7 protein-coding genes, 3 tRNA genes, 3 rRNA genes and 6 other annotated features are annotated in these 12,661 nt (G+C 52.1%); of the genes, 3 read left to right on the top strand and 10 right to left on the bottom strand.

The annotated features are described in order from the left end of the window. The gene (gene yafD / locus STM0258) at nucleotides 1–780 is read right to left on the bottom strand and encodes a putative cytoplasmic protein (RefSeq protein NP_459256.1); all 780 of its coding nucleotides are present in this window, start codon (nucleotides 778–780) and stop codon (nucleotides 1–3) included. Between the two features lie 152 nt (nucleotides 781–932). Beyond that, nucleotides 933–2,120, bottom strand: a protein-coding gene (locus STM0257) for a putative drug efflux protein (perhaps for chloramphenicol) (RefSeq protein ID NP_459255.1). Within the gene, nucleotides 933–2,108 belong to an annotated coding region; the region does not span the whole gene. Beyond that, nucleotides 2,115–2,120 (bottom strand) — a ribosome-binding site (putative RBS for STM0257; RegulonDB:STMS1H000622). It overlaps the preceding gene by 6 nt. A gap of 81 nt (nucleotides 2,121–2,201) precedes the next feature. Then, nucleotides 2,202–2,207: a ribosome-binding site (putative RBS for yafC; RegulonDB:STMS1H000621), on the top strand. Here STM0257 and yafC point away from each other — a divergent pair. Beyond that, the gene (gene yafC / locus STM0256) for a putative LysR family transcriptional regulator (RefSeq protein NP_459254.1) occupies nucleotides 2,202–3,127 on the top strand. Within the gene, nucleotides 2,213–3,127 belong to an annotated coding region; the region does not span the whole gene. Its footprint overlaps the feature before it by 6 nt. Nucleotides 3,128–3,147: 20 nt before the next feature. On the opposite strand, the gene yafB is transcribed toward yafC, so the two are convergent. The 8 genes from yafB to yaeD all read right to left on the bottom strand — a co-directional run bounded on the left by yafB (nucleotide 3,148) and on the right by yaeD (nucleotide 10,791). Next, nucleotides 3,148–3,961, bottom strand: a protein-coding gene (yafB, locus tag STM0255; protein NP_459253.1) for a 2,5-diketo-D-gluconate reductase B. Within the gene, nucleotides 3,148–3,951 belong to an annotated coding region; the region does not span the whole gene. Beyond that, nucleotides 3,956–3,961 (bottom strand) — a ribosome-binding site (putative RBS for yafB; RegulonDB:STMS1H000620). It overlaps the preceding gene by 6 nt. Nucleotides 3,962–4,108: 147 nt before the next feature. Further along, a tRNA-Val gene (gene aspU, locus STM0254) sits at nucleotides 4,109–4,182 on the bottom strand. Nucleotides 4,183–4,379: 197 nt separating this feature from the next. Continuing rightward, a 5S ribosomal RNA gene (gene rrfH, locus STM0253) occupies nucleotides 4,380–4,501 on the bottom strand. Nucleotides 4,502–4,683: 182 nt separating this feature from the next. Continuing rightward, a 23S ribosomal RNA gene (gene rrlH, locus STM0252) occupies nucleotides 4,684–7,776 on the bottom strand. Between the two features lie 185 nt (nucleotides 7,777–7,961). Next, nucleotides 7,962–8,034: transfer RNA gene (gene alaV / locus STM0251), tRNA-Asx, on the bottom strand. Between the two features lie 112 nt (nucleotides 8,035–8,146). After that, nucleotides 8,147–8,220, bottom strand: a tRNA-Ile gene (ileV, locus tag STM0250). A 67-nt stretch (nucleotides 8,221–8,287) separates the two neighbouring features. Continuing rightward, nucleotides 8,288–9,831 (bottom strand): 16S ribosomal RNA (rrsH, locus tag STM0249). The 16S, 23S and 5S rRNA genes sit together here with 3 tRNA genes alongside, the layout of an rRNA operon. Before the next feature lie 378 nt (nucleotides 9,832–10,209). Further along, nucleotides 10,210–10,791 (bottom strand): putative dehydratase gene (gene yaeD / locus STM0248; protein NP_459252.1). Within the gene, nucleotides 10,210–10,776 belong to an annotated coding region; the region does not span the whole gene. Continuing rightward, nucleotides 10,786–10,791: a ribosome-binding site (putative RBS for yaeD; RegulonDB:STMS1H000614), on the bottom strand. It overlaps the preceding gene by 6 nt. A 166-nt stretch (nucleotides 10,792–10,957) precedes the next feature. After that, nucleotides 10,958–10,963: a ribosome-binding site (putative RBS for abc; RegulonDB:STMS1H000613), on the top strand. Between yaeD and abc the strand changes: the two genes are divergently transcribed. Next, nucleotides 10,958–11,997 (top strand): putative ABC superfamily (atp_bind) transport system gene (abc, locus tag STM0247; RefSeq protein NP_459251.1). Within the gene, nucleotides 10,966–11,997 belong to an annotated coding region; the region does not span the whole gene. (Overlaps the previous feature by 6 nt.) Beyond that, nucleotides 11,977–11,982: a ribosome-binding site (putative RBS for yaeE; RegulonDB:STMS1H000612), on the top strand. Its footprint overlaps the gene before it by 6 nt. Next, nucleotides 11,977–12,643, top strand: a protein-coding gene (yaeE, locus tag STM0246; RefSeq protein NP_459250.1) for a putative ABC superfamily (membrane) transport protein. Within the gene, nucleotides 11,990–12,643 belong to an annotated coding region; the region does not span the whole gene. The genes abc and yaeE overlap by 21 nt, the downstream gene beginning before the upstream one ends. The last annotated feature ends 18 nt before the right edge of the window (nucleotides 12,644–12,661 follow it).

Here is a 12,661-nt window from a genome sequence, read left to right as displayed (position 1 = left end):
TTATTGCTCAGGTTTGCCGGGACTGAATTCAACGAGTAGCGGATTGTGATCGGAAGCGCGCGTCACCAGTACGGAGGCTTCATTCACGTTTAACCCACGATAAAAAACAAAATCCAGCGGTCGTCCAAACGCACGACGGCGCTGATCGTCAGTGAAACGCACCTGGCGCAGCGACATCTCACGTGCAAAGCGGTACAACGCATTCATACGTGGGCGGCTCCAGGCATTAAAATCACCCGCCATAATGACAGGGCCGCTATGGTGCGCAATCTGGTCGCCGATCGGAAGTAACTGCTTACTGTATACGTCCACGCCCAGACTAAAATTTACCGCATGAACATTTACTACCATTAATAAACGGGTATCCGGCAAGGGATATACCGTCACCAGGGCTGATTTCGCCAAACGTAAAATCGGTTCTCTTTCCCGTAAAGGGCAGCAGTAAACAGGATGGGCGGCAGAAAGCGTCATGACGCCAGACGGATGCTGAGGTAGTACAAAAGCGGGAACCTGGTCGGCGGCAAGATAGTTAGCGGTGGCAAACTGTACCAGTTCAGGCGTCGTCTGTGCCTCCTGCAACAGGACCAGATGCGCATCTTTGCCGTAGTTCTTCAGCACCGATAACCATTCGGCTCGCTGCTGCTTGAATATATTCCACACGAGGATACGGATCCGCTCTTCATTGCTTAGCGGTTCCCCGGCGGGCAATGCCTGGCCAATGCTCGCAAACGACCCTGGCGGCAAAATCCGCTCGGCGGGCTGTCCGGCAACATAGCGCATCGCATAGGTGTTTTTTCGCACTTTTGACTTTCAAACCTCTGTAACGTCAACCAGTCCTCAACCGGACTGGTTCTTCTGTTATAGGGATTTTAGCACTCACTTTCAACGAACAATTGCAGTTTGTTTTGTAAGTAGGCGCTTACATCAATAATTTACTCCAGAGCAATGCGTACAGGTTTATCAAGACGTCCGCTGACACCCATCAGCAGGAAAGCCACCAGAACAATGAGGGCGCCAATCCACGGCGTCTGCGCCAAACCGTAATGCTCCACCGTTTGCCCGCCAATCACGGAGCCCAGCGCAATACCAATGTTAAACGCCGCAATGTTCAGACCTGACGCCACATCTACCGCATTAGGCGTGAATTGTTCCGCTTTCTGTACCACGTAGACCTGCAACCCCGGTACGTTACCGAAGGCAAAGACCCCCATCACTAGGATGGTAGCCAGCGCAGCATACTGCGTGGAGGCCGTCACCTGGAAGACCATAAGCAGAACAAACAGCGCGGCGAAAATGAATTTCAGCGCCGGCACGGCACCATGCTTATCAGCCAGTTTACCGCCCCAGATATTGCCGATAGCCACTGATACGCCATACCCCAGTAAGATCCAGCTTACCGCTGCCGGGGAGAATCCCGCCAGATCCTGCATCATTGGCGCCAGGAAGGTGAATGCCGTGAATACCCCGCCGTAGCCCAGCGCCGTAACGGCGTAAATCAGCAACAGACGAGGATGAGTCAGTACTTTCACCTGGTCACGAATGCTGGCGGCCGCCCGACCGGGAATATTGGCCGGAATCAGCAATTGACTGCTCATCAGCGCAATCACGCCTAACAGTGATACCGCAAGGAAGGTCTCACGCCAGCCAAAATGCTGACCGATAAATGTTCCCAGCGGCACGCCCGTGACCAGCGCTACCGTTAAACCACCAAACATAATAGCGATCGCAGAAGCCGCTTTCTCTTTTGGCACCAGACTTGTCGCGATGGTAGATCCAATCGAGAAGAACACGCCGTGCGCCAGGCCCGTCAGCAGACGGGCGACGATTAATGTCATATAGCCCGGTGCCTGCCATGCCAGCAAATTCCCCGCCGTAAACAAGACCATCAGCGCGACCAGTAACTGTTTACGCGGCAGGCGTCCGGTCAGCGCGGTTAGCACCGGCGCGCCAATAGCCACACCCAGCGCATAGATTGAAACCAGCATTCCGGCGGAAGGTAACGAGATAGCCAGTTGTTGAGCAATGGTCGGCACCAGGCCGACAATCACAAACTCAGTCGTACCGATAGCGAAAGCACTTATTGTCAGTGCAAATAAAGCGAGAGGCATACATAACTCCATAACAGCAGTAATCAGATGACACGCAGTATGCCTGGATGTTTTAATGACAAAAATAGCCAAAATATCAATTTAATTTTGCTTCAGGAGCAAAAATGAAAGCCACCTCCGAAGAACTCGCAATTTTTGTCGCTGTCGTGGAAAGCGGCAGCTTCAGCCGGGCGGCAGAGCAGCTTGGACAGGCCAATTCCGCTGTCAGCCGGGCAGTTAAAAAGCTGGAGATGAAGCTCGGCGTCAGTCTGCTTAATCGTACGACCCGACAGCTGAGCCTGACTGAAGAAGGAGAGCGATACTTCAGGCGCGTGCAGCAGATACTGCAAGAAATGGCCGCCGCAGAAACGGAAATCATGGAGTCGCGTAATACCCCGCGCGGCTTACTGCGTATCGATGCGGCAACGCCGGTAATGCTGCATTTCCTGATGCCGCTGATTAAACCTTTTCGTGAACGGTATCCGGAAATAACGTTGTCTCTTGTCTCCTCAGAAACGTTCATCAATCTTATTGAACGAAAAGTGGATGTTGCGATACGCGCAGGCACGTTGACAGATTCAAGTCTGCGCGCGCGCCCGTTATTTACCAGCTATCGCAAGATTATCGCCTCGCCGGATTATATTGCCCGCTTTGGCAAGCCTGAGACCGTTGAAGAGTTGAAACGGCATCTGTGTCTGGGGTTCTCAGAACCTGTTTCGCTCAATACCTGGCCGATTGCCTGTAGCGACGGGCAGCTCCATGAGATCAAATGTGGGATTTCTTCCAATAGCGGGGAAACGTTAAAACAACTTTGCCTGAACGGTAACGGCATTGCATGTCTTTCAGATTATATGATTGATAAAGAGATCGCGCGGGGAGAACTGGTGGAACTGCTGGCCGATAAACGTCTGCCGGTAGAAATGCCTTTCAGCGCCGTTTACTACAGCGATCGCGCCGTCAGCACACGTATTCGGGCATTTATCGACTTTTTGAGCGAATATATAAGAACAGCTCCCGCAGGAGCTGTGAAAGAGGGGTAAAGGTACAAAGGATCGGGTAATTAATCCCAGGCAGGAGCCAGTCCTTCCGGGCTAACCAGACGATCGTTGCAGTCCAGTGCCGCGATCGCATTTTTATCTTCGGCATCCAGATGCAGATCCTGCGCCAGCAGGCTGCTTGCCAGATTTTCACGCCTGGTGGATGAAGGGATCACGGAGTAACCTTCACCCATTGCCCATGCCAGAATAACCTGCGCCGGGGTCGCATTATGTTTAGCCGCAATGCGCGCAATCACTTCATCTTTCAGCGCCTTACCGTATGCCAGCGTCATATAAGAGGTGATGTGGATACCGTGCGCTTTCGCCCAGTCAACCACCTTACGATTCTGCAGATACGGAGATAGCTCAATCTGGTTGGTGGCGATATTGTCTGCGCCCACCGCGGCAATAGCCTTTTCCATCAACGGAATGGTGAAGTTTGAAATGCCAATTTCGCGAGTCAGCCCTTGTTTTTTAGCTTCAAGCAATGCCTGCATAAATTCTTCGACAGACACGGCATCACCCGGAGATGGCCAGTGGATCAGCGTCAGATCGACATAATCGGTACGCAGTTTTTTCAGACTCTCTTTCAGGCTTGGGATTAGCTTGTCTTTGCTAAGGTTTTCAATCCAGATCTTGGTGGTGATGTACAGCTCATTACGCGGTACGCCGCTCTCAGCAATCGCCTGTCCAACAGCCGCTTCATTATCATAGATTTGCGCAGTGTCGACAGCACGGTAGCCCAGTTCAAGCGCCGTTTTAACAGAAGCGATAACCACGTCGTCTTTCAGGCGAAAAGTACCTAAACCGAATGCAGGGATAGTCATAGAATTCCTCTTTTTAATCACTATGTTCGTTAACTGAGGGGATTATGACCTTCAGCGCTTTGCAGAAAAAGAGCGAGAAATGCAGAGGATTTTTGCGAATTGAGCAATAATTAAATGACATGGAAAGAAAAAGCCCTGAGCTAATGCTCAGGGCTCTTAATAAGTGGCGGAACGGACGGGACTCGAACCCGCGACCCCCTGCGTGACAGGCAGGTATTCTAACCAACTGAACTACCGCTCCACCGAATTCTTTTACAACCACTGATTTTTACATCAGTTTACTGCTTAATTTGATGCCTGGCAGTTTATGAATCACTTCGTGATTCACCCTTCGGGCCGTTGCTTCGCAACGTTCAAAAGCTTTCGCTTTTGTCCTACTCTCTGTCGAGTAGTGAACTGCCCCGAAAGTTAATGCCATACTTCTAATTTGATGCCTGGCAGTTCCCTACTCTCGCATGGGGAGACCCCACACTACCATCGGCGCTACGGCGTTTCACTTCTGAGTTCGGCATGGGGTCAGGTGGGACCACCGCGCTAGTGCCGCCAGGCAAATTCTTTGTGCTCCGTCCTGTGTCTTTTACACTGATACGGCGTTGGCTGCTCTTGCGAGCGTCAGTCACATACTTCTGTATGCTCCTTCCGTCGCTGCGTTTGCCGCCTTGTCTCAGCGTAAAATCCTTCGGACTCTGAATCTGAGCTGAAAATTGTTGTCTTCTCAATCCGCCAAAACATCTTCGGCGTTGTAAGGTTAAGCCTCACGGTTCATTAGTACCGGTTAGCTCAACGCATCGCTGCGCTTACACACCCGGCCTATCAACGTCGTCGTCTTCAACGTTCCTTCAGGAGACTCTAAGTCTCAGGGAGAACTCATCTCGGGGCAAGTTTCGTGCTTAGATGCTTTCAGCACTTATCTCTTCCGCATTTAGCTACCGGGCAGTGCCATTGGCATGACAACCCGAACACCAGTGATGCGTCCACTCCGGTCCTCTCGTACTAGGAGCAGCCCCCCTCAGTTCTCCAGCGCCCACGGCAGATAGGGACCGAACTGTCTCACGACGTTCTAAACCCAGCTCGCGTACCACTTTAAATGGCGAACAGCCATACCCTTGGGACCTACTTCAGCCCCAGGATGTGATGAGCCGACATCGAGGTGCCAAACACCGCCGTCGATATGAACTCTTGGGCGGTATCAGCCTGTTATCCCCGGAGTACCTTTTATCCGTTGAGCGATGGCCCTTCCATTCAGAACCACCGGATCACTATGACCTGCTTTCGCACCTGCTCGCGCCGTCACGCTCGCAGTCAAGCTGGCTTATGCCATTGCACTAACCTCCTGATGTCCGACCAGGATTAGCCAACCTTCGTGCTCCTCCGTTACTCTTTAGGAGGAGACCGCCCCAGTCAAACTACCCACCAGACACTGTCCGCAACCCGGATTACGGGTCCACGTTAGAACATCAAACATTAAAGGGTGGTATTTCAAGGTCGGCTCCATGCAGACTGGCGTCCACACTTCAAAGCCTCCCACCTATCCTACACATCAAGGCTCAATGTTCAGTGTCAAGCTATAGTAAAGGTTCACGGGGTCTTTCCGTCTTGCCGCGGGTACACTGCATCTTCACAGCGAGTTCAATTTCACTGAGTCTCGGGTGGAGACAGCCTGGCCATCATTACGCCATTCGTGCAGGTCGGAACTTACCCGACAAGGAATTTCGCTACCTTAGGACCGTTATAGTTACGGCCGCCGTTTACCGGGGCTTCGATCAGGAGCTTCGCTTGCGCTGACCCCATCAATTAACCTTCCGGCACCGGGCAGGCGTCACACCGTATACGTCCACTTTCGTGTTTGCACAGTGCTGTGTTTTTAATAAACAGTTGCAGCCAGCTGGTATCTTCGACTGACTTCAGCTCCATGAGTAAATCACTTCACCTACGTGTCAGCGTGCCTTCTCCCGAAGTTACGGCACCATTTTGCCTAGTTCCTTCACCCGAGTTCTCTCAAGCGCCTTGGTATTCTCTACCTGACCACCTGTGTCGGTTTGGGGTACGATTTCGTGTTACCTGATGCTTAGAGGCTTTTCCTGGAAGCAGGGCATTTGTTGCTTCAGCACCGTAGTGCCTCGTCGTCACGCCTCAGTGTTAAAGTGAACCGGATTTACCTGGAACACACACCTACACGCTTAAACCGGGACAACCGTCGCCCGGCCAACATAGCCTTCTCCGTCCCCCCTTCGCAGTAACACCAAGTACGGGAATATTAACCCGTTTCCCATCGACTACGCCTTTCGGCCTCGCCTTAGGGGTCGACTCACCCTGCCCCGATTAACGTTGGACAGGAACCCTTGGTCTTCCGGCGAGCGGGCTTTTCACCCGCTTTATCGTTACTTATGTCAGCATTCGCACTTCTGATACCTCCAGCATGCCTCACGACACACCTTCACAGGCTTACAGAACGCTCCCCTACCCAACGAACGTATCCCTAAGCCAACTCGACTTTAATGAACGCTTTGACGTCGCTTCGCTCCGTCAATCGTCAACTCCGTAAAGTTGTCTTGGGTGATACGTTCGCTGCCGCAGCTTCGGTGCATGGTTTAGCCCCGTTACATCTTCCGCGCAGGCCGACTCGACCAGTGAGCTATTACGCTTTCTTTAAATGATGGCTGCTTCTAAGCCAACATCCTGGCTGTCTGGGCCTTCCCACATCGTTTCCCACTTAACCATGACTTTGGGACCTTAGCTGGCGGTCTGGGTTGTTTCCCTCTTCACGACGGACGTTAGCACCCGCCGTGTGTCTCCCGTGATAACATTCTCCGGTATTCGCAGTTTGCATCGGGTTGGTAAGCCGGGATGGCCCCCTAGCCGAAACAGTGCTCTACCCCCGGAGATGAATTCACGAGGCGCTACCTAAATAGCTTTCGGGGAGAACCAGCTATCTCCCGGTTTGATTGGCCTTTCACCCCCAGCCACAGGTCATCCGCTAATTTTTCAACATTAGTCGGTTCGGTCCTCCAGTTAGTGTTACCCAACCTTCAACCTGCCCATGGCTAGATCACCGGGTTTCGGGTCTATACCCTGCAACTTAACGCCCAATTAAGACTCGGTTTCCCTCCGGCTCCCCTATTCGGTTAACCTTGCTACAGAATATAAGTCGCTGACCCATTATACAAAAGGTACGCAGTCACCCCACCACTAAGCCCCCTCTGCTTGTTTTGCGGTTGAACGTCGCTTTCGCTCCGTTAACCGTATCCTCAGCAAAGGATGCGGATGTGGAGTTCACCACTGGCTTAGTGGTGGGGCTCCCACTGCTTGTACGTACACGGTTTCAGGTTCTTTTTCACTCCCCTCGCCGGGGTTCTTTTCGCCTTTCCCTCACGGTACTGGTTCACTATCGGTCAGTCAGGAGTATTTAGCCTTGGAGGATGGTCCCCCCATATTCAGACAGGATACCACGTGTCCCGCCCTACTCATCGAGCTCACAGCACATGCGCTTTTGTGTACGGGGCTGTCACCCTGTATCGCGCGCCTTTCCAGACGCTTCCACTAACACACATGCTGATTCAGGCTCTGGGCTCCTCCCCGTTCGCTCGCCGCTACTGGGGGAATCTCGGTTGATTTCTTTTCCTCGGGGTACTTAGATGTTTCAGTTCCCCCGGTTCGCCTCATTAACCTATGGATTCAGTTAATGATAGTGTGACGAATCACACTGGGTTTCCCCATTCGGGTATCGCCGGTTATAACGGTTCATATCACCTTACCGGCGCTTATCGCAGATTAGCACGCCCTTCATCGCCTCTGACTGCCAGGGCATCCACCGTGTACGCTTAGTCGCTTAACCTCACAACCCGAAGATGTTTCTTACGATTCATCATCGTGTTGCGAAAATTTGAGAGACTCACGAACAACTTTCGTTGTTCTGTGTTTCAATTTTCAGCTTGATCCAGATTTTTAAAGAGCAAAACTTCGCAGTGAACCCTTTCAGGTACACTCTGAAGTATTTTTTCGTAAACACTCACGAGATGGTGGAGCTATGCGGGATCGAACCGCAGACCTCCTGCGTGCAAAGCAGGCGCTCTCCCAGCTGAGCTATAGCCCCATCGTGTAGTCAGAACCTCTTACCTTTGATTCGTTTCCGGGCGCGGCGTGGTGAAGCGAAGCATACTGAAGTATGCGAGCTTTGCCACAACAAAGCACGGGAGCGAATCTGGTAGGCCTGAGTGGACTTGAACCACCGACCTCACCCTTATCAGGGGTGCGCTCTAACCACCTGAGCTACAAGCCTGTAGAGGTTTTACTGCTCGTTTTTCATCAGACAATCTGTGTGAGCACTGCAAAGTACGCTTCTTTAAGGTAAGGAGGTGATCCAACCGCAGGTTCCCCTACGGTTACCTTGTTACGACTTCACCCCAGTCATGAATCACAAAGTGGTAAGCGCCCTCCCGAAGGTTAAGCTACCTACTTCTTTTGCAACCCACTCCCATGGTGTGACGGGCGGTGTGTACAAGGCCCGGGAACGTATTCACCGTGGCATTCTGATCCACGATTACTAGCGATTCCGACTTCATGGAGTCGAGTTGCAGACTCCAATCCGGACTACGACGCACTTTATGAGGTCCGCTTGCTCTCGCGAGGTCGCTTCTCTTTGTATGCGCCATTGTAGCACGTGTGTAGCCCTGGTCGTAAGGGCCATGATGACTTGACGTCATCCCCACCTTCCTCCAGTTTATCACTGGCAGTCTCCTTTGAGTTCCCGGCCTAACCGCTGGCAACAAAGGATAAGGGTTGCGCTCGTTGCGGGACTTAACCCAACATTTCACAACACGAGCTGACGACAGCCATGCAGCACCTGTCTCACAGTTCCCGAAGGCACCAATCCATCTCTGGAAAGTTCTGTGGATGTCAAGACCAGGTAAGGTTCTTCGCGTTGCATCGAATTAAACCACATGCTCCACCGCTTGTGCGGGCCCCCGTCAATTCATTTGAGTTTTAACCTTGCGGCCGTACTCCCCAGGCGGTCTACTTAACGCGTTAGCTCCGGAAGCCACGCCTCAAGGGCACAACCTCCAAGTAGACATCGTTTACGGCGTGGACTACCAGGGTATCTAATCCTGTTTGCTCCCCACGCTTTCGCACCTGAGCGTCAGTCTTTGTCCAGGGGGCCGCCTTCGCCACCGGTATTCCTCCAGATCTCTACGCATTTCACCGCTACACCTGGAATTCTACCCCCCTCTACAAGACTCAAGCCTGCCAGTTTCGAATGCAGTTCCCAGGTTGAGCCCGGGGATTTCACATCCGACTTGACAGACCGCCTGCGTGCGCTTTACGCCCAGTAATTCCGATTAACGCTTGCACCCTCCGTATTACCGCGGCTGCTGGCACGGAGTTAGCCGGTGCTTCTTCTGCGGGTAACGTCAATTGCTGCGGTTATTAACCACAACACCTTCCTCCCCGCTGAAAGTACTTTACAACCCGAAGGCCTTCTTCATACACGCGGCATGGCTGCATCAGGCTTGCGCCCATTGTGCAATATTCCCCACTGCTGCCTCCCGTAGGAGTCTGGACCGTGTCTCAGTTCCAGTGTGGCTGGTCATCCTCTCAGACCAGCTAGGGATCGTCGCCTTGGTGAGCCGTTACCTCACCAACTAGCTAATCCCATCTGGGCACATCTGATGGCAAGAGGCCCGAAGGTCCCCCTCTTTGGTCTTGCGACGTTATGCGGTATTAGCCACCGTTTCCAGTAGTTATCCCCCTCCATCAGGCAGTTTCCCAGACATTACTCACCCGTCCGCCACTCGTCAGCGAAGCAGCAAGCTGCTTCCTGTTACCGTTCGACTTGCATGTGTTAGGCCTGCCGCCAGCGTTCAATCTGAGCCATGATCAAACTCTTCAATTTAAAAGTTTGATGCTCAATGAATTAAACTTCGTAATGAATTACGTGTTCACTCTTGAGACTTGGTATTCATTTTTCGTCCGAGGACGTTAAGAATCCGTATCTTCGAGTGCCCACACAGATTGTCTGATAAATTGTTAAAGAGCAGTGCAACGCGGCTTTCGCTCACCGTTGCGAGGTGGCGTATATTACGCTTTCCTCTTTCAGAGTCAACCCTGAATTTCAGGATTTTTCTCTTCAACCGACCGGCTGTTTGTGTGAAGTGATTCACATCCGCCGTGTCGATGGAGGCGCATTATAGGGAGTCGGTTCAGGAAGACAAGCGGAAAAATGCATTTTTGTTTTAACCGCTCATCTTTTATCCATAACGCTTATTTTTGCTGCTTTTTTATCGCTGATGGCAGGTCAGCAAGGCTGTTTAACACCCAGTCCGCCGCGTTTTCTGCTTCTGCCGTGACCGGTTTGCCCGTACGCACCAGCACTTTTGTCCCGACATTTGCCGCCGCTGCCGCCTGCATATCTTCCAGCTTGTCTCCCACCATATAAGAAGCCGCCATATCGATATGCAGGAAATCACGCGCCGAGATAAGCATTCCTGGATGCGGCTTGCGGCAATCACATACCTGACGGAACTCTTCTATACTGCCCTGCGGATGGTGAGGACAATAATAGATGCCGTCCAAATCAACATCGCGATCCGCCAACGACCAGTCCATCCATTCGGTTAACGTTTCAAACTGCGCCTCAGTGAATTTGCCGCGCGCGATTCCGGACTGGTTCGTCACCACCACCAACGCATAGCCCATTTTTTTTAGCTCGCGCATAGCGTCAATAACGCCGTCTATAAACTCAAATGCATCGATTTCATGTACGTAGCCGTGATCCACATTAATGGTGCCGTCACGGTCGAGAAAAATTGCGGGTACAAACTTTGCCACCTTTTATAGCTCCTGAGTAAAGCAAGTGGCGCTAGTATCGCATGTTTCAGCAGGCAAGAAAGTGCTCATCGTATAAAGCCTGATTGATTTAGACGTCTGGATGCCTTAACATCCATTCTGTTGACGGCGTTGACCGTATTAGGCAGACGAAAATGCCTCCGCTCATTTCATTACGATAATAAAGAATCAATGATTAAACTTTCGAATATTACCAAAGTGTTCCAGCAGGGGACGCGCACCATTCAGGCGCTAAATAATGTCAGCCTGCACGTTCCTGCCGGGCAGATTTATGGCGTCATTGGCGCCTCCGGCGCCGGTAAAAGTACGCTTATCCGCTGCGTTAACTTACTTGAACGCCCAACCGAAGGTAGCGTTCAGGTCGGCGGTCAGGAGCTAACAACGCTTTCAGAGTCTGAGTTGACCAAAGCTCGCCGTCAAATCGGCATGATTTTCCAACATTTTAACCTGCTCTCTTCCCGTACCGTGTTTGGCAACGTCGCGTTGCCGCTGGAACTGGATAACACACCAAAGGAAGAGATCAAACGCCGTGTCACAGAGCTGCTGGATTTAGTCGGTCTTGGCGACAAGCACGACAGCTATCCGGCAAATCTTTCCGGCGGTCAGAAACAGCGTGTCGCGATTGCCCGCGCGTTAGCCAGTAATCCAAAAGTGTTGCTGTGCGATGAAGCCACCAGCGCGCTTGATCCCGCAACGACCCGTTCGATTTTGGAATTGCTGAAAGATATCAACCGTCGTCTGGGGTTGACGATTCTGCTTATCACTCATGAAATGGATGTCGTGAAACGTATCTGCGACTGCGTTGCCGTTATCAGTAATGGCGAGCTTATTGAGCAGGATACGGTCAGCGAAGTCTTCTCGCATCCTAAAACGCCGCTGGCGCAGAAGTTTATTCAGTCCACTCTGCATCTGGACATTCCGGAAGATTACCAGGCGCGTTTGAAAGCGTCGCCGGAAACTGACAGCGTGCCGATGCTGCGCATGGAATTCACCGGGCAGTCTGTGGATGCCCCGCTGCTTTCTGAAACCGCGCGTCGTTTCAACGTGAACAATAATATTATCAGCGCGCAGATGGATTACGCCGGCGGTGTGAAGTTCGGCATTATGCTAACGGAAATGCACGGCACGCAAGAAGAGACGCAAGCCGCAATTGCCTGGCTGCAGGATCACCATGTGAAAGTAGAGGTACTGGGTTATGTCTGAGGCAATGATGTGGTTACTGGTTCGTGGCGTCTGGGAAACGCTGGCGATGACCTTTGTCTCCGGTTTCTTCGGTTTCGTGATTGGCCTGCCGGTTGGCGTATTGCTGTATGTTACGCGCCCGGGGCAGATTATGGAGAACGCCAGGCTGTATCGCTCCCTCTCTGCGGTGGTCAATATTTTCCGCTCGATTCCCTTTATCATCCTGCTGGTGTGGATGATTCCTTTTACCCGAATAATTGTCGGCACCTCCATTGGTTTGCAGGCTGCAATTGTACCGCTGACCGTCGGCGCCGCGCCTTTTATCGCCCGTATGGTGGAAAATGCGTTGTTAGAGATCCCTGCCGGGCTGATTGAAGCCTCACGAGCGATGGGCGCCACGCCGCTGCAAATTGTACGTAAAATCCTTTTACCGGAAGCGCTGCCTGGTCTGGTGAATGCGGCAACCATTACACTGATCACCCTGGTCGGTTACTCCGCAATGGGCGGCGCCGTCGGCGCAGGCGGTCTCGGTCAAATCGGCTATCAGTACGGTTATATTGGATACAATGCTACCGTGATGAATACGGTGCTGGTATTACTTGTCGTTCTGGTTTATTTAATTCAGTTATCCGGCGATCGCATCGTCAGGGCTGTCACGCATAAGTAACGTTAAACACAACACAAA

Source organism: Salmonella enterica subsp. enterica serovar Typhimurium str. LT2, from assembly GCF_000006945.2.
In the GTDB taxonomy this organism is placed as follows: Bacteria; Pseudomonadota; Gammaproteobacteria; order Enterobacterales; family Enterobacteriaceae; genus Salmonella; species Salmonella enterica.
Note: the sequence above shows the minus strand (reverse complement) of the source record. Positions and strands in the feature narration are given on the sequence as shown.

Excerpts from the sequence above, each read along its gene's own strand:
- yafD (NP_459256.1), bottom strand. The coding sequence starts at position 780 with ATGCGCTATGTTGCCGGACAGCCCGCCGAGCGGATTTTGCCGCCAGGG.
- STM0257 (NP_459255.1), bottom strand. The coding sequence starts at position 2,108 with ATGCCTCTCGCTTTATTTGCACTGACAATAAGTGCTTTCGCTATCGGT.
- yafC (NP_459254.1), top strand. The coding sequence starts at position 2,213 with ATGAAAGCCACCTCCGAAGAACTCGCAATTTTTGTCGCTGTCGTGGAA.
- yafB (NP_459253.1), bottom strand. The coding sequence starts at position 3,951 with ATGACTATCCCTGCATTCGGTTTAGGTACTTTTCGCCTGAAAGACGAC.
- abc (NP_459251.1), top strand. The coding sequence starts at position 10,966 with ATGATTAAACTTTCGAATATTACCAAAGTGTTCCAGCAGGGGACGCGC.
- yaeE (NP_459250.1), top strand. The coding sequence starts at position 11,990 with ATGTCTGAGGCAATGATGTGGTTACTGGTTCGTGGCGTCTGGGAAACG.